The organism is Halobellus salinus, assembly GCF_014646875.1.
GTDB classification, from domain to species: domain Archaea; phylum Halobacteriota; class Halobacteria; order Halobacteriales; family Haloferacaceae; genus Haloquadratum; species Haloquadratum salinum.
Map to the genome: position 1 here is coordinate 21,099 of NZ_BMOC01000016.1, position 23,526 is coordinate 44,624.

25 protein-coding genes and 2 tRNA genes are annotated in these 23,526 nt (G+C 64.8%); 17 read left to right on the plus strand and 10 right to left on the minus strand.

Translation table 11 applies throughout. From position 1 onward, the window contains the following. Positions 1–39: 39 nt before the first annotated feature. Positions 40–537, minus strand: a complete 498-nt coding sequence (locus IEX72_RS11910; protein ID WP_188787646.1) for an FKBP-type peptidyl-prolyl cis-trans isomerase — start codon at positions 535–537, stop codon at positions 40–42. Positions 538–699: 162 nt separating this feature from the next. Here IEX72_RS11910 and IEX72_RS11915 point away from each other — a divergent pair, with 162 nt between their 5' ends. Beyond that, positions 700–1,086, plus strand: coding sequence for a DoxX family protein (locus IEX72_RS11915; RefSeq protein WP_188787648.1), 387 nt, complete (start codon positions 700–702; stop codon positions 1,084–1,086). Positions 1,087–1,566: 480 nt separating this feature from the next. After that, positions 1,567–1,917, plus strand: a complete 351-nt coding sequence (locus IEX72_RS11920) for a hypothetical protein (RefSeq protein ID WP_188787650.1) — start codon at positions 1,567–1,569, stop codon at positions 1,915–1,917. Between the two features lie 138 nt (positions 1,918–2,055). Here the strand turns inward: IEX72_RS11920 and IEX72_RS11925 are convergent, their stop codons facing one another. The 3 genes from IEX72_RS11925 to IEX72_RS11935 all read right to left on the minus strand — a co-directional run bounded on the left by IEX72_RS11925 (position 2,056) and on the right by IEX72_RS11935 (position 4,990). Then, positions 2,056–2,433 (minus strand): nuclear transport factor 2 family protein, encoded by a 378-nt coding sequence (locus IEX72_RS11925; protein WP_188787652.1) that lies wholly within the window; start codon positions 2,431–2,433, stop codon positions 2,056–2,058. Between the two features lie 225 nt (positions 2,434–2,658). Further along, a tRNA-Pro gene (locus IEX72_RS11930) sits at positions 2,659–2,731 on the minus strand. Positions 2,732–2,932: 201 nt separating this feature from the next. Next, entirely contained in the window at positions 2,933–4,990 is a 2,058-nt protein-coding gene (locus tag IEX72_RS11935; RefSeq protein ID WP_188787654.1) for a DEAD/DEAH box helicase, read from the minus strand. A gap of 274 nt (positions 4,991–5,264) precedes the next feature. On the opposite strand from IEX72_RS11935, the gene IEX72_RS11940 reads away from it, so the two are divergent. Beyond that, the gene (locus tag IEX72_RS11940) at positions 5,265–6,440 is read left to right on the plus strand and encodes a CBS domain-containing protein (RefSeq protein ID WP_188787656.1); all 1,176 of its coding nucleotides are present in this window, start codon (positions 5,265–5,267) and stop codon (positions 6,438–6,440) included. A gap of 6 nt (positions 6,441–6,446) precedes the next feature. On the opposite strand, the gene IEX72_RS11945 is transcribed toward IEX72_RS11940, so the two are convergent. Beyond that, a complete protein-coding gene (locus IEX72_RS11945) occupies positions 6,447–7,223 on the minus strand; it encodes a competence/damage-inducible protein A (RefSeq protein WP_188787658.1) in 777 nt (258 codons plus the stop codon). A gap of 88 nt (positions 7,224–7,311) precedes the next feature. On the opposite strand from IEX72_RS11945, the gene IEX72_RS11950 reads away from it, so the two are divergent. The 4 genes from IEX72_RS11950 (at position 7,312) to IEX72_RS11965 (ending at position 13,152) form a co-directional block, all read left to right on the plus strand. After that, the gene (locus IEX72_RS11950) at positions 7,312–7,500 is read left to right on the plus strand and encodes a hypothetical protein (protein WP_188787659.1); all 189 of its coding nucleotides are present in this window, start codon (positions 7,312–7,314) and stop codon (positions 7,498–7,500) included. 80 nt (positions 7,501–7,580) lie between these two features. After that, positions 7,581–7,823, plus strand: a complete 243-nt coding sequence (locus tag IEX72_RS11955) for a hypothetical protein (RefSeq protein WP_188787660.1) — start codon at positions 7,581–7,583, stop codon at positions 7,821–7,823. After that, positions 7,820–8,713, plus strand: coding sequence for a hypothetical protein (locus tag IEX72_RS15250; RefSeq protein ID WP_229663825.1), 894 nt, complete (start codon positions 7,820–7,822; stop codon positions 8,711–8,713). Before IEX72_RS11955 ends, IEX72_RS15250 begins: the two co-directional genes overlap by 4 nt. A 797-nt stretch (positions 8,714–9,510) precedes the next feature. Further along, the gene (locus IEX72_RS11965) at positions 9,511–13,152 is read left to right on the plus strand and encodes a DUF7827 domain-containing protein (RefSeq protein WP_188787730.1); all 3,642 of its coding nucleotides are present in this window, start codon (positions 9,511–9,513) and stop codon (positions 13,150–13,152) included. Positions 13,153–13,184: 32 nt separating this feature from the next. Here IEX72_RS11965 and IEX72_RS11970 read toward each other — a convergent pair whose 3' ends face one another. Further along, the gene (locus tag IEX72_RS11970; RefSeq protein WP_188787661.1) at positions 13,185–13,496 is read right to left on the minus strand and encodes a thiamine-binding protein; all 312 of its coding nucleotides are present in this window, start codon (positions 13,494–13,496) and stop codon (positions 13,185–13,187) included. A gap of 86 nt (positions 13,497–13,582) precedes the next feature. Between IEX72_RS11970 and IEX72_RS11975 the strand changes: the two genes are divergently transcribed. After that, positions 13,583–13,852: a hypothetical protein gene (locus IEX72_RS11975; RefSeq protein WP_188787662.1), complete on the plus strand. Its 270-nt coding sequence runs from the start codon at positions 13,583–13,585 to the stop codon at positions 13,850–13,852. A 233-nt stretch (positions 13,853–14,085) separates the two neighbouring features. Here the strand turns inward: IEX72_RS11975 and IEX72_RS11980 are convergent, their stop codons facing one another. Next, positions 14,086–14,901 carry an IS5 family transposase gene (locus IEX72_RS11980; RefSeq protein WP_188787663.1) on the minus strand — a complete coding sequence of 272 codons (816 nt, stop codon included), beginning with the start codon at positions 14,899–14,901 and terminating at the stop codon, positions 14,086–14,088. Between the two features lie 271 nt (positions 14,902–15,172). Next, positions 15,173–16,873 carry an NAD+ synthase gene (locus tag IEX72_RS11985; RefSeq protein WP_188787664.1) on the minus strand — a complete coding sequence of 567 codons (1,701 nt, stop codon included), beginning with the start codon at positions 16,871–16,873 and terminating at the stop codon, positions 15,173–15,175. A 138-nt stretch (positions 16,874–17,011) separates the two neighbouring features. Here IEX72_RS11985 and IEX72_RS11990 point away from each other — a divergent pair, with 138 nt between their 5' ends. Continuing rightward, entirely contained in the window at positions 17,012–17,158 is a 147-nt protein-coding gene (locus IEX72_RS11990) for a hypothetical protein (protein ID WP_188787665.1), read from the plus strand. 23 nt (positions 17,159–17,181) lie between these two features. On the opposite strand, the gene IEX72_RS11995 is transcribed toward IEX72_RS11990, so the two are convergent. Both IEX72_RS11995 and IEX72_RS12000 read right to left on the minus strand, forming a co-directional pair. Further along, a complete protein-coding gene (locus tag IEX72_RS11995) occupies positions 17,182–17,517 on the minus strand; it encodes a PX domain-containing protein (RefSeq protein WP_188787666.1) in 336 nt (111 codons plus the stop codon). A 295-nt stretch (positions 17,518–17,812) separates the two neighbouring features. Then, positions 17,813–17,883 (minus strand) — tRNA-Gly (locus tag IEX72_RS12000). 218 nt (positions 17,884–18,101) lie between these two features. On the opposite strand from IEX72_RS12000, the gene IEX72_RS12005 reads away from it, so the two are divergent. Genes IEX72_RS12005 through IEX72_RS12040 form a run of 8 tightly spaced genes read left to right on the plus strand, consistent with a single transcriptional unit; the run spans position 18,102 to position 23,524 of the window. After that, a complete protein-coding gene (locus IEX72_RS12005) occupies positions 18,102–18,947 on the plus strand; it encodes a putative RNA uridine N3 methyltransferase (protein WP_188787667.1) in 846 nt (281 codons plus the stop codon). A gap of 4 nt (positions 18,948–18,951) precedes the next feature. Then, on the plus strand, positions 18,952–19,968 hold the full coding sequence (locus tag IEX72_RS12010) for a 50S ribosomal protein L3 (protein ID WP_188787668.1): 1,017 nt from the start codon (positions 18,952–18,954) through the stop codon (positions 19,966–19,968). Positions 19,969–19,971: 3 nt separating this feature from the next. Beyond that, positions 19,972–20,718, plus strand: a complete 747-nt coding sequence (gene rpl4p, locus IEX72_RS12015) for a 50S ribosomal protein L4 (RefSeq protein WP_188787669.1) — start codon at positions 19,972–19,974, stop codon at positions 20,716–20,718. Next, entirely contained in the window at positions 20,715–20,969 is a 255-nt protein-coding gene (locus tag IEX72_RS12020) for a 50S ribosomal protein L23 (RefSeq protein ID WP_188787670.1), read from the plus strand. The genes rpl4p and IEX72_RS12020 overlap by 4 nt, the downstream gene beginning before the upstream one ends. A 1-nt stretch (position 20,970) precedes the next feature. Further along, on the plus strand, positions 20,971–21,705 hold the full coding sequence (locus IEX72_RS12025; RefSeq protein WP_188787671.1) for a 50S ribosomal protein L2: 735 nt from the start codon (positions 20,971–20,973) through the stop codon (positions 21,703–21,705). Then, positions 21,705–22,127: a 30S ribosomal protein S19 gene (locus IEX72_RS12030; RefSeq protein ID WP_188787672.1), complete on the plus strand. Its 423-nt coding sequence runs from the start codon at positions 21,705–21,707 to the stop codon at positions 22,125–22,127. Before IEX72_RS12025 ends, IEX72_RS12030 begins: the two co-directional genes overlap by 1 nt. 3 nt (positions 22,128–22,130) lie before the next feature. Next, positions 22,131–22,601: a 50S ribosomal protein L22 gene (locus tag IEX72_RS12035; RefSeq protein WP_188787673.1), complete on the plus strand. Its 471-nt coding sequence runs from the start codon at positions 22,131–22,133 to the stop codon at positions 22,599–22,601. Continuing rightward, on the plus strand, positions 22,601–23,524 hold the full coding sequence (locus IEX72_RS12040; protein ID WP_188787675.1) for a 30S ribosomal protein S3: 924 nt from the start codon (positions 22,601–22,603) through the stop codon (positions 23,522–23,524). Before IEX72_RS12035 ends, IEX72_RS12040 begins: the two co-directional genes overlap by 1 nt. Positions 23,525–23,526 lie beyond the last annotated feature (2 nt).

A 23,526-nucleotide genomic window follows, 5' to 3' on the forward strand; every position in this document is an offset into this window, starting at 1 on the left:
GTTGCGGGTGCGGCTCCCGGTTCGGACCCGACACGCGGGTCACTCGGACTCGGAGGCGCCTCCGGAGCGATGAGTCACCACCTCGATGTCGAACACGAGTGTCTTCCCGGCGAGTTCGTGGTTGAAATCGACCTCGACGCTCTCCTCCCGGACCGCAACCACGTCGCCGTGAAGCCCGTTCTGTGCGTGGACGTGAAGCCCGGCCTCGGCGTCGGCGTCGACCATCGCCTCAAACGGCTCCCGGTCGTACTCCCGGAGCCGGTCGTCGCGAACCTCGCCGTAGGCTGCCGCCGGCGGGACCGTCACGGTCGCTTCCTCCCCGACTGTCATCCCGCGAACCGCGTCGTCGAGTCCTTCGATCACCTCACTCTCGCCGACCGTGAACGTGCGGGGCCCGTAGTCGTCGGGGGTGCGGTCCTCCGCCGCTGCGAGGCCGGTCTCGGCGGCGACGGCGTACATCGAGGTCCCGAACACGGTGCCGTCTTCGAACCGTCCCACGTACTCGATCGCGACCCGGTCGCCCGGCTCGATAGTCATACACGCCGGTGTGGCGTCAATCCAGAATACGCTGTCGGGTCGAACGCGACCGCCGGGAGTCCGGATGGCTCTCTGACCCGTCGTCACCAGATTCGGACCTACCTAACCGATATCCGGAATAATGGCCGAACGCTTATTTGCGCCGCGGGAGTGGTCAGAGGTATGAGCGACGACACTGCCGACAGCGGCGCTCCCTCCCGAATCGGCCGGCTCCTGCTCGGACTGGGGCTCGCGCTCCAGGCTTCGGAGGACTTCCGTGACATAGAGGACTCGATCGAGTACGCCGAATCAGCCGACGTCCCGATGCCGGACCTTGCGGCCCCGTTCGCGTCGGGGATGATGCTGGTCGGCGGCCTCGGGGTCGCGCTCTGGCGGTTCCCCCGGATCGCGACCGGCGCAGCAGCCGCGTTTCTCGCGGTCGTGACGCCGACGATGCACGACTTCTGGAACGCCGAGGAGGGTTCGGGCAGCGGCGAACGCTTGGCGTTCTTCGGAAATATGGCCATGCTTGGGGGCGTGCTCGTGTTCCTGCGCGAGGCGTACGACTGATATCGTCGGGGAAAGGCTGCCCTCGGATCGATATCGTCGGGGAAAGGCTGCTCTCGGATCGATATCGTCGGGGAAAGGCTGCTCTCGGATCGATATCGTCGGGGAAAGGCTGCTCTCGAATCAACCCCCGGTTGTCGGACGCTGTTCGCCGGGGTCGCCGGCGTCAACGAGGCGGTTGCGGCCGAGAAAGCTCAAGAGTGCGAGGGACGGCCCACCCGGGCCCCGACCACCGACACCGAGACGGCGGCGACCGGGCCCGCCACTCCGAAGGGTGAGACAACAACAGCGACAGAGGCCGAAGACGGTGGTGAGACAACCCACGCCGAGTCGGTCAGGCCGGGCGAAACAGAGTCGGGACGACGAGAAACGCTCGTAGCGCACTGTTGGCATCGCGGCGGTCTACAGAAGTTCGGTGCTCTGCGGCCCGTTTGTGATGTGAATCTCGAACGGCCGTGTACTGGGGTCGTTCTGTTCGACCAGGTGCCAGTACGTCTCGGCCACCCCATCGGGGCCGAGGAAGGTGTCGGTCTCCCGGTCGGAGGGTGGCTCGCGCTCGGCCCGTCAATCTGGCCGTCGGTCGCGACGTGGGCGACGCGGACTCTCTCCGGGGCGGTGTCCATCGCCATCCCGCGGGCGTTGACCGCCCACGCCGACTCGAGGTCGTCGACGCTCGAATCGAGCAGCCCGGTCCACGACGCGGTGCTGGCGTGGTTGACGGGGATGTCGACCCGGCCGAAGGCGTCGCGGACGGCCTCGAACCCCTGCCGGATTGGGTCGACGTCGGCGAGGTCAACCGCGCGAACAGCGCGACCTCACGCCCTTCGGTGGTGAATGCCCAGGCGAGTGACTCCCCGGTTCCCGGGCCGAAACCCGCGATGACGGCAGTGCGTGTCATACCCGCCCGTGAAGACCGGGTCGCAAAACCGTGATCGTCGCGGCGTCGCCGTCGACACGCCTGGGGTGTCGCTGTTAGAACGGGGTGGCCGTGCTCACGTGCATCCCGACGAACACCGGCTTCGAGTCGTCACGGGCTTCGAGCGCCCCGCTCCACCGGGTCTCGAAGGTGTGCCGGGTTCCGGACTCGACGTCCCGCCACGACAACACTATCTTGTCGCTGAACCACGCGTGGCAGTCCCGGCCGATCACCCGAAGCGCGCGGCTGTCCACGTCCCAGTCGGCGGTCCGTTGGGTTTGCTCACGAAGGCCCTGCCGGACCGCGTCGCCGCCGACCAAGCGCTCAGAGATGCCGAACTTGACGACATCGCTGCTGTCGGCGAGAAACCGGCCGAGCGGCGCGCCGGCTTCGAGCGCGTCGTAATACTCCCGGATTCTGGCTTCGGCGTCCATACCGAACCACTTCGGGAGGTACCGTCTTACCGCTGTGGGTGGGTGCTGTCCTCCCTATGGCTTTCCGAGGGAGCGACCCGACCGAGCAGAACGAGAGTGGGACCGCCCGGATTCGAACCACGGTCGCTCCGCTTACTCCGTTCGCGTCGCTCCCTGATCCGGATCCGGATCTGGATCCGGATGGGTGCCACTCTTGGCTCGTCACATCGGTTCCTCGATCAAGAGTGGGACCGCCCGGATTCGAACCGGGGTCACGGGCACCCAAGGCCCGAAGTATACCAGGCTAACCCACGGTCCCACACCAGGCTATCGATCGGTCAGCGAGTAAAACATTTCGTTCGACCGGCGACCCCACAACCGAGTCGGGGCGCCCCCAGTGGTCGGAACCACCACCGCGTCCCGACACGCTGGTCGGGCAACTCCCGTCCAGCCACGGGAAGGCGCCCCGGCGCCCCGGCGCCCCGGCGCCAGAGGCCGTGGATCGATGCCAGTCGCCGGGTCAGAACGCGTCCTGTAGTTCCATCTCCGCCACCAGATCGTGAGGGGCGGTCCCCGACCGGATGCAGTCGAGGATCCGGAACGCGTCGCTCGGCGAGAGGAAGTGTCGGCAGACCGCATCGCCCAACGGCGTGGGTGCGAAGCCGTCGATGAACTCCCACTGGAGCAGTTTCCCGACCGCGTGTTTTGTGGGCACGTCACCAACCATCCGGTCGTTGAGCCGCTTTGCGTGCTTGCCGGCGACGACGACGTTTGCGAGGGTCTCCTCGGCGGCGGCGGTCTCGTCGTACCGGGTCGCGACGTCCTCCATATCGCCTTTCAGGAGCGTGAACGCCACCTCGTCTTCGGTCATCTCCATCGAGTTGTGGTAGCTGCAGTCGGGTTCGACGAGCAGGTAGACGGCCCCTTTGTCGTGGTAGTCCGGCCGGCCGGCCCGCCCGAGCATCTGCTCGAACTCCTGGACCGACAGCCACTCGATGCCCATCGCCAGCGAGTCGAAGAGCACCTGCGAGGCGGGGAAGTCAACGCCGGCCGCGAGCGCGGCAGTCGTGACTACCGCCGCGAGGTCCTGGTTGCCGAACTGCCGCTCAACGCGCTTCCGCTGGCCGTAATCAAGGCCGGCGTGGTACGGCGCGGCGTCGTACTCCAGCTTCCGGGAGATTTGGTGACACCGCCGGCGGGAGTTGGTGAAGACGATGGTCTGGCCGCGATACCCCTTCGACGATTCGGAATCGAACTCGCGTCTGACCAGCTTGTTGATGATGTCGGGCTTCTCCCGGCCGTCGGCGAAGGTGACGTGCCGCTCGATCGGAACCGGTCGCTCCTCGAACTCGATCAGCGTCGCGCGGAGCCGTTCGGCGAGCGACTCGGGGTTCCCGACGGTGGCCGAGAGGTAGACGTACTGCGCGCCGTCGTAGCCGCTTCGCTCCTTCGACCGCTCCTCGCAGTAGTATTTCAGCCGGCTGATGAGTCCGTCGAGCCGGTGGCCGCGGTCTTCCTCTTTCAGAGTGTGGATCTCGTCGATCACCACGGCTCCGATGTCGCCGAGTTCCTTGCCGGTCCGGAGCGCGTGGTCGATTCCCTCGTAGGTCCCGACCACGACGTCAGCGCTTGGGTCGAAGCGGTTCCCATCGTCGTTGATCCGGGAGGCGCCGACGCGGATGGTCACGTCGAGGACGTCGCCGTAGCGCTCCTCGAAATCCTCGTGTTTCTGGTTCGCGAGCGCGACCAACGGGACTAAAAAGAGCAGTTTCCCCTCCCCTTTCAGCGCCCGGTCGACCCCCGCGAGCTCGCCGACGAGGGTCTTGCCCGTCGCGGTCGCGCTCACGACCAGTTGGTCGCGCTCCTCGAACAGCCCGTTGTCGACCGCGAGCGACTGGACCGGTAGCAGCGTCTCGAATCGGTCCTCGGTCCGGCGCTGAAGCTCAGGGTGCAGATCCAGCGCCGCCGTCTCCACGGGATCGACCTCGTCAGTGGTGGCGCTGACGGTGTCGAACTTGGTGAGGTCCGGGTCGAGCCCGCCAGCAAGCAGGTTCGTGACGCGGTCGAGGTCCTGGGTTTCGAGGAGGAGGTCCTCGAGCCGATCTTGGGCCGCACCGGTCAGCCGACCCGACGCCGAGAGGTCGAGTTCGCGCTCTAACTCCCGTTTTGCGCAGTCGGGGCAGATGTGCTCGCGGTCAGTCGCGATCGCGGTCTCCGCTGTGATCGGGGAGTATCGCCCGTCCGACGCGCAGTACCGGCAGGTTCGGACCACGAGCGCCTCGAGTTGGTAGCCGTCGAGCATCTCGCGCAACTCGTTGCGGCGCCGCTTCGACGTCTGCTCGGAGATGCGGATCCGGGAGGCCCGCCTCGCGATCTCGACGAACTGGTCGGGGTCCCGAGGGTCTTCGGTCGACCCGCGCGTGAGCCGGAACTTTCCGGGACGCGGGCCTGCGTCGGTCTGCTTCAGAACCAGCCGTCCGCGGAGGACGCGCTCGCCATCCCGGCGGACGACCACGAGGAAGTCGTCGCCGGTCTCGTGGAGAAAGAGCGTGTCGACGCGACCGACCTGTTTGGACACGCTATCCGGTATGGGGACGAGGTATTTCAGCGATTCGTCTCCGGGTGTGTCGGGAGTAGCGAACAGTCGGCACACCGCCGTGCCCGCGCCGGTGTGCCGAGCAACCGCTGCCCGGCGCGGGGCGGATGTCAGGTCACGGGCGGTGTGGTCCCGTTATCGAGCATATACCTCAGGGTCCGAACGCGCGACGACGCTTGGGACGGTCCCCGGGGCAGACCGGCTGATACCGTTGCGCGTGGCTGGAGTTAAGTTCCGGCGTTAATTACGTCAGAGTATGCGCGGCATCCGCATCGGCAGCGCGTTCGGAATCCCGATCAGGCTCGATCTCACGTTCCTGCTTGTGCTACCGCTCTTCGCGTGGCTGATCGGCAGCGACATCGCGTCGCTGGCCGGCGTCGTCAACGGCCTGTTCGGGTCGGGTATCGACCCGGAGGTGCTCACGTCGGGGTCGGTGCGGTGGGTGCTCGGATCGGCGGCGGCGATCGGGCTCTTCTTGTGTGTGCTGCTCCACGAATTCGGCCACTCGGTGGTGGCGATGCGGTACGGCTACGGGATCGAGTCGATCACGCTTTGGCTGTTCGGTGGCGTGGCGCGCTTTACCGAGCTGCCCGAAAACTGGAGACAGGAGTTCACCATCGCCGTCGCAGGGCCGGTCGTCAGCCTCGCGTTGGGGGTGATCGCGTACCTCGGATTTCTGGTGCTGCCGACGACGCTTGACCCGATCAAGTTCGTCGTCGGTTACCTCGCGTTGACGAATGTCGTCCTCGCGGTGTTCAATATGCTTCCGGGGTTCCCGATGGACGGAGGACGGGTCCTCAGAGCGCTCTTGGCCCGGACTCGCCCGCACGCGCAGGCGACTAAGATCGCCGCGGAGGTCGGGAAGGTCTTCGCCTTCTTGCTCGGGATCTTCGGCCTCTTCACCAACCTCTTTCTCATCGCCTTGGCCTTTTTCATCTACATTGGCGCCTCCTCGGAGGCCCAACAGACCGTCATGAAGGCCGCTTTCGAGGGCGTGACCGTCCGGGACGTCATGACCCGCCGGGGGGACCTCGACACCGTCCGCACCGACACCAGCATCGCGGAGCTCTTAGACCGGATGTTAACCGACCGCCACACCGGATATCCGGTGATGCAGAACGGCCGGCTGGTCGGGGTGGTGACACTCGACGACGCCCGGTCGATCAAAGAGGTTGAACGCGACGCTTACCGCGTTGAGGACGTTATGTCCGCGGAACTGAGCACCGTCACTCCCGACGCCGACGCCATGACCGCGCTCCAGCAGATGCAGGAAAAGAAGGTCGGCCGGCTCCCGGTGGTCGACGAGACGGGCGAGATCGTCGGGCTGATCTCGCGGTCGGACCTCGTCACGGCGTTCAACGTCATCCAATCGCGGGGGGCGATCCCGTCGCTATCCATCGGTGATGCAGCTGACCTGCCGAACCCCAGGTAGCCGGGGTCAACCGGATTCGGCCGGGTTTCGAGTGTCGTTGTCCGCGGCGCTCTCCGACGCCGATTCAAGCGAAATCTCCGCCCGTTCGCGGAGCCACGACACCGCCTCGGACACCGTGGCGTTGCCGCCGCCGGTGACCGTGATCCGCGTCCGGTCGGCACGCTGGTTCGGGTAGCTGCCGACGCGAACCTCGAACCGCTCGGTGAGTTCCCCCAGCGGCGACGCCAGCGCGCCTTCGGGCTCCGGCGAGTACACTGTCCGAGTGACCACGTCGCCCGCGAAGTCGCCGGCGACGTTGTCGAAGACGGCTTTCATCTCCTCGGGGATCCCCGGGAGGACGTAGACGTTGTCGGCCACACACCCCGGCGCGAGCCCTTCGGAGTTCGGGATCGGCGTCGCGTTCGCGGGCATCGACGCGTACCACTCCGGACGGAGCTCGAAGCCGAGATCGGGGTTCTCCTCGTAGATCCGGTCGATCTTCTCTCCGACCTCCGTCTCGGCGAGGGGGTCAACGATCAACTCCCGATCGAGCCCCGCGGCGACAGCGGGCATCGTCACGTCGTCGGGCGTCCCGCCGAGCCCGCCGGTCACGAGCACGGCGTCGAACTCCGCGGCCCACGCCCTGATCCGTGCTGCGACGACCGGTTCGTCGTCCGGGACGACAATGACCCGCGCTACGTTGACGCCACGGTCGGCCAGTGCCGCAGCCAGCCACGTCGCGTTCGTGTTTTCGATGTCGCCTGCGAGCAGTTCGTTGCCCACGGTGACGATGGCAGCGTTCATATGTTCCCGTGTGTGGGTAGCGATTTAATACCGGCCTTTGCACACGGCGAAACGGAACATCCATATTCTCCGGCGTGAATCCGGAGGTATGACACTATTCGACAACACCCGCGTGCTCGTTGGCATCGCGCTCATCCTCGTTGGGTCGGTGCTTTTCGTGCCGGCGATACTACCGAACGCTTCGACGGTTTCGACATACGCGCTCGTCCCGGCGGCGTTGCTCCTTACCGCCGGGACGTGGCTCGTGGGCACGTCCAGTGATTCGTCGGCGGTGTGAGTATATGTAGCACGTCCAGTGATTCGTCGGCGGTGTGAGTATATGTAAGTTTATTGTGTACGGCCACGTTAACTCAGTGTATGATCGCCGAAATACGTCGCGCGAACAGGGGGACACGGGTCCAGTATGTTATGATGGTAATCTTCGGAGGCCTCTGCGTCCTCGCGGCGTTCGCGCCGTTTCAGGACAGCATCAGGATCACGACCGTCGGAACACTGTTCGGCTTCACCGCAGGCCTGTGGGTCTCGCACCTGATACAGGTGCTCAGGCGGGCTATCGACGCACAGGAGTCGAACGCCCCGGCCGCCGCCGAGACACAGTGACTCAGCCCGAACCACGCTCACAGCCGGAGGAACCGTCGGGGCAACCCACGTTTCTCAGAGGGATCGAGTTTCTCACCGGACCGGACCCAAACCTCGGCTCGTTCCTGCTCGTAATCGGGATCGTTACGTGTGTGTTCATCGCGCTGTTCCAGTTCACGATGTCCGCTCCGGTGTCGCACCTGCTCACCGCCGGTGTGATCACCATCACGGTCGTCAGTGCCGGCTTCGCCGCCCTGCTCGACTCGCTGAACTACTTCGACCAGTCAACCGAGTCCACGTCCCGGGCCGATCCGGAGCCGGTGGGGAACAGCAAGCCGTGGGTTCCTGAGGGGAAGGTCTCGGCGGCGTTACCCCCGATGATCAACTTCGACGAGGAACTCAGCGAGTTGCAGGCGCATTTCGACGGGGAGCTCCCCAGCCAGTTGACGGCCTTCGTTGAGGATTACCGACGGTTGAAGACCAACCCATCAAACCGGATGACGATTGCGAGTGACCTCCGTGCGGACCTGAACCCTGTGGGGGTGACACTCGATGAGGGCACCCCCGAGTACGAACTCTACGAACAGATCAGCGATGGTCTGTTCCGATATATCGGCGACAGCGCCGACCACCTCACCGTCGCCGATACCACCTGCCGCGACGCGGCCGGTCAGCCACAGGACATCGCAGCGGTCGCCGGCGACCTCGCTGTCTTCGATTTCTCGGTGCACAACGAGGGCGAAGCGACGGATGTTGAGGTGGTCGCCGAGTTTTACGACGGCGACGAGTCGCTGTCGAGTTGGACCGGGTCGTTGAAATCTGTGAGTCCGGCGGCGACTGAGACCATCTCGACCAACATCTACGTCCCGGAATCGGCGGACCGGATACGTACCGACGCCCGACCCGCCTAAGACTGCCGATAGGGGACCGAGGAGGACGGTCAGCGACGTTCCCGGATCACCGGTCGCGTCGCCTCCCCGTCTGGTCGGTGTCGGCACCGACGCCGAAACGGCGGCCGGGGCTCCGACCCCACCGACCGGCGCGCTCCTCCTGCTGTCCTGCGTCACGTTGGGGAACGCTCTCGCGGTGCTTTCGGTTCGTCGGTTGTGCCCATCCCTCGTGACGGGCGTTTTGCCGCCCGTACGCCGCTCGGTACGGTTTCTGAGCGCGGTCGGTGGTGTGGGTTCGCAGGGATTGCCGCCGCAGTTCAATTCCGTCGTGTCCAGTCGGTCGACCGCAACCGTGTCACCCGACCGGCGGGTGATGGTCGCGCTGTGGGTGTCTGTATCGTACCAACTCAGATAGTTTTTGGCGTCCGGACGGTCGCCGGTCCCGACTCACTGCTCCGGCGGTGCTGGCGCGGTCGCTCCGGCGGTGCTGGCGCGGTCGCTCCGGCGTGGCTTCGGCAGGTGTGTGAGTGTGGACAACGTTCCCCAGCCCCGTCCGACGCCGGACGCACACGGGGAGTGCCAACCCAACCGCGGGCCGTGAACAGCGTACACCCGGTCGAGAGCAAGTGAGACACTGGCAGCCACACAAAACATATGTCCCCGTATTGTGTCCGATTTACTTGGACAGTCGGGTCGCGGTCGCCCTGTGGCGGGTGCCCGCGGGTCTGGCTGACGCTCCCGTTCCCGTAGGCTTCCGCCGCGGCCGACACGCCCCCGCTCGGACGCCTTCCGCCGACCCGAACTCCCCGCCCTCAACTATGACACGCCTCACTCCACGGATTCACGCGGTGTTGCTCGCAGCGCTGATCGTTCTCTCGGTCGTCGCCGGTAGCATCGCGTTTACCGGATCGACTGTCGGCATCAGCGACGGCGACGTGTCGGCTGAGGAGGCGATCAGTCCGACCGATCCCGGCGAGGATAGCACAGTGACGTTCTCGTTCAACTACTCGTTTAGCAACGTCGACACGTCCGGCACCACGACCCTCGAGCTTTCGACGCCGTCGGATTTCACCGTCGAGAGCACAACCGCCAGTATGACCAACGCCTCCGGGGCCGTGGTGCAGCAGGCGTCGGTCAACGGCAACGCGGACGGAATCGAAGTCACTGCCAGTCCGTCGACCTCGACGGTGTATCTCAACGGCACTGTCGATATCACGACGCCTTCGGTCGACACTAATACCGATGCGGACATCGATATCACCGGCGACGACGGCACCGGAACCGGCACGCTGACCGAGACGATCATCGTACAGGCCGACTTTGCGGTCTCTGACGTCAACGCGTTCTCTCCCACAACGGTCGACGAGAACACCGACAACAAATACACCATCAACTACTCGTTCACCGGAGTCAACACTACTGGGACGACTGACCTTTCGATTTCGACACAGAGCGACCTCAGTATCAAGAATCCTGACATAGCCATGTTGGACGCCAGTGGTAACGTACTCGATAGGAACGATACGAGTGGTACCACCCAGACGGTGTCCGTCAGCAGCAACCCCCCCACCGATGTCGTGTATGTCAGCGGTATTTTGACCGTCGCTTCCGCACCCGTCGACAGGGATACAACGAGCGATATCACGATCAATGGAACCGACAACGACGGGGATGACGCGTCAAAGACGGAGCAGTTCACGATAGAGAATACGGCGCTCACTGCGAGCACTGTTTCGTCGTTCAGCCCGAACAAGGCCGACGAGCAGACCACGAACCAGCACGCGTTCAACTACTCCTTCACCAACCTCAGCACGGGGGACACCACGTTCGAGTTGTCCGGGCCGTCGGGGTCGACGATTACCGACACCGACCTCGAAATCACGGACCCGTCCGGAACGACGCTGAACGCGACGCCGGACGTGAGCGGTAACAGTTTAAGTATCGTCGACGACACCGGAGCGTCGACGGTGTATCTCGTGGGGACGGTCAATCTGACCAGCCCCGAAATCCCCGAAGACCAGGAGGACAAGACGTACGACGTCACCGCGAGCGCGAACGACCCCGGCGGGAGCGCCTCCGTGACGAACCCGCTGACAGTCGAGTTCGTCGGTGGGGGACAACCCGGTGATCCCGAACTCGAAAGCGCGATCCAGTACGTCCAGTCCGACGACACACCCGCCGTTGAGGTCGCGTTCTCCGAGGACGTCGAGAACTTCAGGTCGAACTTCGAGCTGTACGTTGAGGGCGAGGGTCAGTTGACCGGCGGCCAAGTCCAAGTTACCTCAAGCGAGATCCGGTCGATTTCCGAAGCGCGCGGCCGTGCCGTTATTGTACTCGATCAGTCGTACAGTTCCTCGATGACCCTCCAATTGAATAGCGGGATCCAAGACACCGACGGCAACGTCTTAGTCTCCGGCGACACCGGCAACACCTCGGTCCGGTTCGCGCCGACCTCCGTGGCCGCCAACGAGGACGTGACGGCCTACCAGGGCGCGAACGTCTCGATCGTCGCCTCGGCGTCGAACACAGGCGTCGTAGTCGAGGGTACCGAGAGTGATACCGACGACTACTTCTTCGACGGATCCACCGGCACCAACAGCCGGATCTTCGTCTTCTCGACCGCCGACCGGAACGCCGGCGACTACGAGGCCGACATCGACGGCGAGGGGACGGCCGACATCACGGTTCGAGGCCTCGGACTCGCCGTCAACATCGACGACCGGAACGTCACGAACCTCCAGGCACTCGAAGGGACCGTTGAGGCCCGGTCCGGCGGCCGACCCGTTCGACTCGAATTCCTCGACGAGAACGGCGACCCCGTCGACGAGGTCGACGACCGGATCGTGAGCCTCTCCGGGCAGGGCGAACACGAGTTCAGCTACGACCTCGAATCCCTGGCGGCCGAAACCGGCGAGTATCTGATCCGCGCGACCGACACCACCTCCGGCGTCTCAGTGGAGTCAGACACCGTCGTCGTCCGGGAGGCGGGCGACACCGAGGCCACATTCCCCGGTGGCACCATCACCGAAGCGCGGGGTGACGTGGCGACGATCCCGATCGAACTGGCCAACACCCGCGAGGCAACCCTGACGATCGGCGGGGAGAACCTCGGGTTCGAGTCGAACGTGACCGTCCGCGACGACGACCAGGACGGGGAGGTCACCGTCTACTTCAACACCTACGCGGCGTCGACAGCCAGCGAGGGTGACCTCGGCAGCAACAACGACGTGTTCAGCGTCGGCGACGACGACGAGGTCGTCAGCAGCGACGTCTCCATCGGGGTCTCGAACCTCCTCGACGCGGAGTCGTACGACATGTCGGTGTCGGCTGAGGGGCGGGAGACCGACGTCGACCTCCTGGTGTTGGAGCCGCGCGATACCACCGCGATCCGCACCTGGACCGCGCCGCAGAACCGCTACGGCGACCTCGACGCCGCCGGGGACGTCCGCGAGGGCGACGGCGGGTGGCTGACCCGGACCGACGAGGTCGCGGTCGGCGACACCGTCGTCTACGAGATCCAGGCGTCCGGGCTCGAGGGGCCGCTCGACGCCCGCAACGAGGACACCGTCACCTCGGAGTTCTACGACTTCGCGAACGGCTCCGAGAGCGATCCTGCGGCGCAGTTCGCGGTGGCTCAGGAGAATCCCGGACCCAATCAGAACCCGCTGCTCCTGCGACTGAACGGGTCGAACAGCCGCGTCGTGGCCGACTCCCAAAACAACAGCTACTACGTGGTAACGCGCACGGGCGCGGACGGCCCAAGCGCGGTCGAAGACGATGACGACGACGGGGCGATCGACCCCGGCGAGACCGACTACGGGCAGGTCAGCACCGACGACGACCTCCGGGCGTCGTTCACTATCTTCGGCGACGACGAGAACGACCTCGACCTGACGACCGACGGCGACGACGAGGTCGTCGAGACCACCCACTCGCTCACCGAAGCCGAACTCTCGATGTCGGAGCCGTTCAACGTGACCGAAGTCAGCGGCCAGGAGGTCTTCGGCGAGGCGACGGTCGCGCCCGGCACCGAGATCAGAGTGCGGGTTCGGAGCGGCGACAACGTCCGCCCCGCGTTCCTGAAGACCGCCGAGACGACCGTCGACGGCGACGGCCAGTTCCTGGTGACGCTGTCGTTCAACGACACCAGCCCCGGCGACCGGTACAACGTCATTGTCGACGACACCGGCCCGGCCTCGGAGCTATCTGTCGAGGGGACGGTCCAGCCGGTGATCCAGACCCCGACAACGGACACGCCCGCGGAGACCACGGTGATCACGTCCACATCGACACCGACGACCACGACATCGACGCCGACGGAGACCACCACGTCAGCGCCGGTCACGACGACGACCGAGATCCCGACGGTCCGGACGCCGACAACCACGCCCGGCTTCGGGGTCGTGGCCGCCCTGGTGGCGCTCGCGGCGGCCGCGGCCTTGGCGCTCCGCCGGGAGTGAGGTGAGCCCCCGGTGCCGTGGCTCTCGAGTGCTCACTCCCCGCCGCGGGCGGGCCGGCCGAGGTGGTCTTCGACTGCGTCCACCTTCTCCCCCGCCGGACCCTCCACGGTGCGCTTGTCGTCGATCTTCAGCACTGTGCTCACCCGGTCGCCGTCGACCGCCTCGTGGGCGGCGTGGGCGGCCGCGAACACCGTCCCGACGTCGTCGGCCTCGATCACGGTCCCCATCGGGTTCGTCTCGTAACGCACGTCGAAGCCCTCCAGAGCGTCGACCGCCTTTGCGACCTCCCCGGCCATACTCCCCTCGGTCACGGGTGCGACGCTGAGTAGTGCGACGACTGTCACATCCCTGTTCCGACCCGGAGTCGCAAAACGTTTTCTCGGGACGGTAACGGCTACGGATGAGCTGACACCGCGCGGTCACACACCCGGTGGCAGCAATACACCTGTGCGCACCGGCACGGACGCCGAGACGGTCGCCGACGGCAGTCCTCGCGGTCACTGCCGACGCTCCGCTCACCCGGGTCTTCGCCGTCGGCCTCGGGTTGGGTGTGGTCGTCGCCGCCCTGGTGGGACTTTCGGGCGACCGGATGGTCCCGTCGCACAGCGCTGCGGTCTACCGTGGAGCGTTCGTCGGGATGGCCTCACTGGCGCTTCTCGCCGGATCGGCGGCTGTGACGGCCGCAGGACTCGCGTGCTGAGCGTGAGAGTAGCTGTTATCGTCTCTTGTTGAACGCAAGACAGCGACGGGGGAGGGTCGATTGGTTGTAGTCTCTGGCTGTCAGAGACGCGATCTTGCAGTCAGAAGATGCGGCGGCTGTTACTGACAGCGGTTGCCGAAGGGTCAAAACTATCGTATCTTGCTCCGTTGTGTCAGTGACGACGGCGATGCCTTTCCCGGATACGTACGGAGAAAGGGAGCAGGCGGCGAGGCCTAACTCGCCGCCTGCGTCAGGTTATGGACGATGCACTTTCGAGTCAGCTCCCGAAACTGGCCGTGCCAGCTCCCGGAGCGGAGCTTCTCGCCGTCGTCTTCCTTCAACTGGGAGAACCCCGTCTCACTCATCCAGCGTTGGTTGTAATCCTCGTTCATTCGGGCGTTGTGGGCCTTCTGCAACGGTGTTTGTTCCCTGTGCTTGATCAGTGGTCGCGTTGGGTTGGAGCGACACTCCTCACGAAGCTCGCCCCACGAATAGTTCGCGTCAGCAGACAATATACGCAGGTCTTCCGCGTTCCGGCGGAAGACCTGCATCCCGATGTGGCCGTCCCACGCCTTCTGTGTCGTGAAATGAACGTCTTTGATCGCTAGAGAGTTCACGTCGATCAAGATCGTTGTCTTCATCGACTGCAACGAGTAGTTCGCACGGTCACGGTAGTGATAGCTGGTCTGATCACGCTGGAAGCCACTTGCATTGACTGCGGCTTCACCACTCCAGCCCGCCTGCTCCGCCGACGCGCGGAGCAGGCGGCGGAGTTCACGCATCCGATACTCGTCTTCCCACCGGCAGACCGAACTGTAGTGTGGTGCCTCGTCGAGATCAAATACAGCGAGGATACCAGGCATCTCGTCGAGGTAGTCTTCAGTTTCACGAAGACTCTTCTCCAACTCAACGCGGAACAAAATCAACGCGATCTGTGTCCACTTGGCGTACCCGTCCGCGCCGTCCGGCGCGGCGGGTACGTCAGGGTCATCTACGTGCTGTTTGGCAAGATCTCGACACAGCATCGCTAGCCGTCTGAGCGAACCCATATCGCCAGACGGCGTCCAATTCCTGGTTAGCTTGACGGAATCTTCCTGTGAGAGCGTCTGAAACTACAGTCAGCCAGCGGCAAAACAAGGCATCCTCATTGGCCTCCTCGTCATCGCTGGGATCATCTGAGTGGGCTCGGCTGGTCCGGCTGACACACCACGATCTGGAACGCCCCGAGCGTCCAAGACGCTGTCTGTACGTTCGATGTATGCTCTCGATGTGCCGATCGGTCGGTGACAACCGCGGGAGGCGCCCGGCCGAAACGGGACGCTACTGTCGATTATCCGCGTGGGGACTTGTCCCGAACATCTCGGCGTACGACGCCGCAATCGGGTACCGCCACCCGCTGTCGAACGCTTTCGTCGTGACTCGGAGGGCCGGCGGCGTTTGCTTGCGTTTGAACTCCGACCGCGTGAGGCGGTGCACGACCGTCTCAGCCTGCTCCTGTGTTGCGTCGGTTTCGGTGACGATCCGTTGTAACGGCTGTTTGTCACCGACGTACCGCTTGACCACGGCATCAACGACCTCGTACGGGGGGATGTCGTCCGCGTCGGTCTGTTCCTCGGCTAACTCCGCCGTCGGTGCCTTCTCCAGGACGGCGGTCGGTATTGGTGGCGAATCGGTCCACGTCGGCGGGTCGGAGTTGAACTCCTCGGCAAGCGCGTACACGCGGCGTTTCGTACAGTCTCCCAGCGGTGCGATAGCACCGACCGCATCTCCGTACAAAGTGCAGTAGCCGACCGCCGCCTCGCTTTTGTTATCGGGGGTTAAGACGAGCGCTCCAATATCGTTGGCGACGCCCATCAACAACAGCCCGCGAATCCGGGCCTGTACGTTTTCGCGGGTGATGCTCTGCGTCTCGTCGCCCGCGGTGAGGCTGTTGATCGACGCAACCGCGGCACGCGAGAGGCGTTCGATCTCCTCTTCGCTGAACCGTATCGACAGGTTGCGCGCGACGCGTTCCGCATCTGTGCGGTTCGCATCGGCGGTGATGGCGCTGGGGAGCGTGATGCCGTAGACGTGTTTTGGACCGACTGCCTCAGCCGCGAGCGCGGCCGTGACCGACGAGTCGATTCCGCCCGACAAGCCGATCACGACATCCTCAAAGCCGGTCTTACGTAGGTAGTCCTGGATCCCGAGTTCGAGCATCCGCCGGAGCTGGGCCGCCCTGGACGGGATGTCCAAGGCGGTGGCGTCTCCGTCCGTTGGCTCAATCAAGACGTGTGACTCGCCGAGCGGCGCGGACGCGAGGCGGGAGCCGTCGGTGTCGAGTATTATTGACGTGCCGTCGAAGATGATATCATCGTTCCCACCGACCTGGTTGGCGAAGACTACCGGCGCGCCGGTTCGCTCGGCGTGGGCTCCGAATCGGGCGACGCGTGAGGAGGGCTTGCTGATCCGGTAGGGGCTTGCCGACAGGTTCACCAGGAGATCAACACCCTCATACGGTTCGATCGGGTCTGTTGCGTGGCGTTGCTGGCCGGTCACTTCGTGGTCGAACCACGCGTCCTCGCAGATCGTGATTCCGATCGTGGTCCCGTTCACGAGGACGGCCTGTGGTTTGTTCCCCCGAGAGAAGTACCGATGCTCGTCGAAGACATCGTACGTCGGGAGGAGGCGTTTATCGTACGTCCCGGCAGCCGTGCCGTCGCTGAAGACGGTCGCGCTGTTCGTCAACGGCGGGCCACTGTCGCGATTCGACGGGGCAGTGTGCCCGACGATGAGTGCAGGGCCGTCCTCGGTGGCGCTTCGAAGGTCTTCAAGCGCGGCCTGTTCAGCGTCGAGGACGGCTTGCCGGTGGAGGAGGTCACGGGGGGGATACCCGAGGAGCGCGAGCTCCGGGGTGATAGCCAGGTCGGCGCCTGCGTTGGCAGCCTGTGCGTATCCGTCGAGGATCTGCGTACGATTGCCGGAAACGTCGCCGACGGTGGGGTTGTGCTGAATGACAGCCGCTCGGATCGGCAGGTTCACACTGATTGTTTGCGTTACTGGGTTGTAAAACTATAGACCACAACTTGGCGGGAGTCTATTACTACACGGAGAATCTCATACAGGACCCGAAGCCAGTCGCGTACGAGACGCGCGTTGTTTATATTCGGAGGATTCATTATGGACCTGGCCCCGGAAGACGCTCCTACTCCGATAGAGAAGATTGACGAGAAACTGGAAAACCAAGAGACGGCACTCAAAAATGTGTATGAGTCGTCGGGTTGGACATTGGCCAATCTCAGCGAGATCCAGTGGAAAAATCAGTAGGGTAGTACCTACGGTCTCTGTATCTACCAGTTAGCAAACCTTTCGTGAAGATCAGCTCCTGCCCCACCTCCGTGGAATTCCATCCACGCGCCCGCGTTCGAGGTAGATACAGCCTCGGTGTAGCCGTCTTCCTGTTTCCAGACCCAGCGGTAGAACTTGTCGAGCCGGGCCGTCCGCGTTTTCACTGTGGATTCGGCGTACCCGTTTGCTTTCTCGGGGTCTTTGCCGAGGTTCTGCATCCACTGGGCGAGTTGGCGGCGGTGTTCGCGGTAGGATACGAGTTGTCGGGGGTTTAGGTATGCTCTTGACTCGCCGGTCACGGGCACGGCCGCGCCGATATGGTTCTCGTCGTCAGTCACCGATTCCACCTCACACTAGAGTTTAGACTAGCTCTCCCCGACTTTTTTATACGTACTGTTGAAGTGACCCTGACACGTTTGCTAATCGCTGTCCTGTTCCGGGGTGCAGATTTGGAACCCGCCTCGTGACCTGTAACGTACATGTATTGCTCCCAGCGAAAACGGCGGAATTCGGGAGGAAGAAGCCTGCAGAACTGCGCTGGCTAGGATGTTGAACCACGGTCGCTCTGCTCGCTTCGCTCCCTGATTCAAATCCCTGGAGCGATCTCACTGCTCACTTCGTTCGCAGCAGAACTGCGCTGGCTGGGATTTGAACCCAGGTTGTGACCATGGCAAGGTCACGTGATACCACTACACTACCAGCGCCTTGTTGCACTTTGGAGAAGTCGGGATCGATAAATAAGACTTGCGGATCAGGGGGAAACCAGCCGATAGCGTGGGGGTCGTTGTCACGACTCGCGCACCGCGAAACCACCATATCCGGCCGTGTGACGGCCTCACACCCCGAGCCACCTTTCGCTACTCTTTTAGGTTCCCCTCCGGTATCGGTTGTACAGTCTAGACGTGACGCCGAAGGGATCGGTATGACGCTGACCGTGCTCGTTCCGTCCTCCCTCGTCCGGGAAGCCGAGGACAAACGCGAGGCAACTCGCAAACTCGGCTACGTCGCCCGCGCGGCGACGGTGTTCCGGGCGGACCGCCTCGCCGTCTTCCCCGACCGGGAAGGCGAGCGGCGCTGGGGGGGCGAGTTCGTCGAAACGGTGCTGCAATACGCCGCCACGCCACCGGACCTCCGAAAGGCGGTCTGGGGGCGACGCGACGAACTCGAGTACGTTGGCGTCCTACCGCCCCTCCGCGTCCCGTCTACGACCGGCTCCGAATCGAACGGTTCGGGGTCGTTAACACAGGGAATCGTGACCGAGGTCGGACCTGACGGCCGCGTCCGGGTCAATTGCGAACTGCAACACCCAACCACCCTCCGTGCGCCTCCGTCGGTGGAGGTGCGGGAGGGGCAACGCGTCGCCATCAGGATCTCTTCGCGAGAACCGGTCCGTGCGCGGATCGTCGACGAACCCGTTCCGGGGTTCGACGTGTCCCGCATGGACCTCGAGGAAGCACTCGGCCGCGCCGACACGGGTGTCGCTATCGCGACGTCCCGCCACGGCGAGACGCTGACCACCACGCGGCTGCCGAATCTCGCCGCCCGTATCGAGCGGGATGGCGCGACAGTCGCGTTCGGGTCGCCCGGCCGTGGGCTTCCGGCCATCCTCGGCGACGGCGTCGATGCCGACGCTGAGGGGGTGGTCGAACCCGGAGCCGATCCGGGGTTCGACCTCTGGCTGAATACGATTCCGCGGCAGGGAAGCGAGACGGTGCGTACCGAGGAAGCGGTGTTCACCACGCTTGCTTCCCTGACACTCACGGAGTGATCACATGCCACAACCAAGCAGACCACGAAAAGGTTCGATGGGTTTCAGCCCGCGGAAGCGCGCGGCCAGCGAGGTCCCGCGTATCCGGTCGTGGCCCGACGACGACGGGGCCCCGGCTATCCAGGGGTTCGCCGGCTACAAGGCCGGAATGACCCAGGTGATGATGGTCAACGACCAGGCCAACTCCCCCCGCGAAGGGATGGAGGAGGCCGTGCCGGTGACCGTCGTGGAGACGCCGCCGATGCGCGCCGTCGCCCTTCGAGCCTACGAAGACACGCCGTACGGTGCAAAGCCACTGACCGAAGTGTGGGGCGGGGAGTTCGACGAGTCGCTCGACCGCGTCCTCGACCTCCCCAACGACGACACCTTCGAGTCGGACAGAGAGGATCTCCGCTCGGCCGTTGAGGCCGGCGACGTCGACGACGTCCGCCTCATCACCCATACTGTTCCCGCCGAGATGCGGAACATCCCCAAGAAAGACCCCGACGTTATGGAGACGCGGGTCGGCGGCGGCTCCCTCGAGGAGCGCGTCGACTTCGCACTCGAACTCCTCGGTGACGACGGCGAGCACGAGCTCTCCGACGTCTTCCGTTCGGGTGAGTACCTCGACGCCGCGGGCGTCACCAAAGGGAAGGGAACGCAGGGCCCCGTCAAGCGGTGGGGCGTCCAGAAGCGGAAGGGCAAACACGCTCGCCAGGGGTGGCGGCGCCGGATCGGCAACCTCGGTCCGTGGAACCCCTCGCGCGTGCGCTCAACCGTCCCCCAGCAGGGCCAGACGGGCTACCACCAGCGGACTGAACTGAACAAGCGCCTTCTCGACATCGGGTCGGGGAGCGAACCGACAGTCGACGGCGGCTTCGTCGGCTACGGCGAGGTCGACGGACCGTACGCGCTGATCAAGGGCTCGCTTCCGGGCCCCGACAAGCGCCTCCTTCGGTTCCGACCCGCCGTCCGGCCGAGCGACCAGCCGCGCCTCGATCCCGAGGTACGCTACGTGTCGACCGAATCGAACCAGGGCTAGATTATGAAAGCAACAATTCGCGACCTGAGCGGCGACGACGCCGGCACGCTCGATCTTCCGGAGGTCTTCGAGACGGCCTACCGTCCGGACCTCATCGAGCGCGCCGTGGTCGCCGCGCAGGCCAACCGAAAGCAGGCGTACGGTGCCGACCCCTACGCGGGGTTGCGGACCCCAGCCGAGTCGTTCGGCAGCGGCCGCGGGATGTCGCACGACCCCCGCGAGAACGGACGCGCTCGACGCGTCCCCCACGCGGTCTCCGGCCGGCGGGCCCACCCGCCGAAAGCCGAGAAAGACCAGGGGAAAGACATCAACGACAAGGAGCGAAAGCTCGCCGTCCGGTCGGCGATCGCCGCCACCACGGACGCGGAGATCGTCGCCGATCGCGGCCACGAGTTCGACGACGGCGTCGAACTCCCCGTGGTCGTCTCCGACGACTTCGAGGACCTGGTGAAGACCCGCGAGGTCGTCGATCTGCTCGAAAGCCTCGGCGTCCACGCCGACATCGAGCGGTCCGACGAGAACAAGAAGGTGAAGGCGGGTCGCGGCAAGACCCGGGGCCGGAAGTACACTCGGCCGAAGTCGATTCTCTTCGTGACCTCGGCGGCGCCCTCGAAGGCGGCGCGGAACCTCCCGGGCGCCGACGTGGTCACCGCCGACAACGTGAGCGCGGAGGACCTCGCGCCGGGCACGCACGCCGGCCGGCTCACGCTGTACACCGAGAGCGCAATCGAGGAGGTGGCGAACCGATGAGCACGATCATCGAGCACCCCCTCGTGACCGAGAAGGCGATGGACGAGATGGACTTCGACAACAAACTGCAGTTCATCGTCGACATCGACGCCACCAAGGCGTCGGTTGTCGAGGAAGTCGAGTCGCGCTACGAGGTGTCCGTCGTGAACGTCAACACGCAGGTGACACCGCAGGGTGAGAAGAAAGCGACTGTCCGACTCCACGAGGACGACGACGCACAGGAAGTCGCCTCGCGAATCGGGGTGTTCTAACATGGGACGACGAATCCAGGGGCAACGTCGCGGCCGCGGCACGTCCACGTTCCGGGCGCCGTCGCACCGCTACAAGTCCGACCTCTCGCACAAGAAGGACGAATCGGACGACACCGTCTCCGGGACGGTCGTCGACATCGAACACGACCCCGCGCGCAGCGCGCCGGTCGTCGCCGTCGAGTTCGACGATGGCGACCGGCGACTCGTGCTCGCCCCGGAGGGCGTCGCCGTCGGCGATTCCATCCAGGTTGGGGTCAGCGCCGAAATCAAGCCCGGGAACACGCTGCCGGTCGCGGAGATCCCAGAGGGCGTCCCCGTGTGTAACATCGAGCGCCAGCCCGGCGACGGCGGGAAGTTTGCCCGGGCGTCGGGCACCAGCGCCCAGATCATCACCCACGACCGTCACGTGACGGCCGTGAAACTGCCCTCGGGACAGACCAAGCGGCTGAACCCCGAGTGCCGCGCTACGGTCGGCGTGGTCGCGGGCGGCGGCCGAACCGAAAAACCGTTCGTGAAGGCCGGCAAAAAGCATCACAAGATGAAATCGCGCGGAACCAAGTGGCCCCGCGTCCGCGGGGTCGCCATGAACGCCGTCGATCACCCGTTCGGTGGCGGCGGCCGCCAACACCCCGGACAGCCGAAGTCGGTCTCGCGGGACGCCCCGCCGGGACGGAAGGTCGGTGACATCGCCTCGAAGCGCACCGGTCGCGGTGGCAAAGGAGGCAGAGACAACTAATGAGCTCGGAATACCGAACCGGCCGCGAGGGTGAGTTCACCTACCGCGGCTACACGCTCGACGAGCTGCAGGACATGTCGCTCGACGAGGTCGCGGAACTGCTCCCCGCACGCCAGCGGCGAACCATCGAACGAGGCCTCTCGGTCCAAGAGGAGAAACTCCGGGACCGCGCCGCGGAGGCCGGCGAACAGGAGACGGCTAACGACCCGATCCGGACGCACCTCCGGGACATACCGGTCCTACCGGAGTTCGTCGACCTCACGTTCGAGGTCTACACCGGCCAGTCCTTCGAGCGCGTCCGCGTCGACCCCGAGATGATCGGCCACTACCTGGGCGAGTTCCAGTTGACACGCACGTCGGTTGAACACGGCCAGGCCGGCATCGGCGCGACCCGGTCCTCGAAGTTCGTGCCGCTCAAATAACCCATGGGTATCAACTACAGCGTCGAGGCCGACCCGGAGACCACCGCCAAGGGGATGCTCCGCGATCGGCCCATCAGCCTGAAGCACAGCAAGGCCATCTCGCGCCAGATCAAGGGACGGACGGTCGCGGAGGCGGAGTCGTACCTCCACGACGTGATCGACGAGGTCCAGTCGGTCCCGTTCAAGCAGCACAACACCGGCGTCGGCCACCGGTCGGACATCGACGGGTGGGACGCGGGTCGCTACCCCGAGAAGGCGTCGAAGGCGTTCCTCGAACTCATCGAGAACGTCGCCAACAACGCCGACGAGCAGGGGTTCGACGGTGAGGACATGGTTATCACACACGTCGCTCCTCACAAGGTCGGCGAGCGCCAGGGCCGCAAGCCTCGGGCGTTCGGCAGCGCCGACCCGTGGAACACCCCGATCTGTGACGTCGAACTCGTGATCGAACAGCACGAGGAGGTCGAAGCCTGATGGCGGACGAACACCAGTTCATCGAGGATGGCCTCCAGCGCTCCCAGATCGACGAGTTCTTCGCTGACGAACTCGGTCGCGCCGGCTACGGCGGGATGGACGTCGCGAAGACCCCGATGGGCACCCAGATCGTTCTCAAAGCGGAGAAGCCAGGAATGGTCATCGGCAAAGGCGGGAAGAACATCCGGAAGGTCACCACTGCACTCGAAGAGCGGTTCGATCTCGACGACCCCCAGATCGACGTCCAGGAGGTCGACGAGCCGGATCTCAACGCCCGCATCGTCGCGGACCGGCTGGCCAACGCCCTCGAACGAGGGTGGTACTTCCGGAAGGCGGGACACACCACGATCGACCGAATCATAGAGGCCGGCGCGCTCGGGGCGGAGATCGTCCTGAGCGGGAAGGTCACCGGCGCCCGCTCGCGGGTCGAGAAGTTCAATCGCGGCTACATCAAACACAACGGCGAGCCCGCCCAAGAGATCGTCGACGAAGGGCAGGGCGTCGCAGTGATGAAGCTCGGCACGATCGGGGTGACGGTCAAGATCATCCCGCCGGGTGCAGAGCTGCCCGACGACTTCGAGATCCACGAGGATGTCGACGTCGAGCCCGTCGAACAGATCGCAGACAGCGAGGGTGTCGAGTCACTGCTTGAGGAGGAACCGGAGGCGGTGCCCGAGGCCGGAGAGGGTGACGAGGTCGAAGTCCCCGACGAGAGTCCCGAGGAGGTCATCGACGAGGACGTTGTCGAGGAAGTCATCGAGGAGACCGACGACGAGCCCGTTGAGACGGTCGAGGCCGACGAGGACGAACCCGACCTCGACGACCTCGACGAGGACGTCGAGGCCGAGGCCGAGGAACTCCTCGACGAGATGGACGGAGCGGACGGAGACGACGCGGACGCTGACGGAGCGGAGGGGGCCTGACG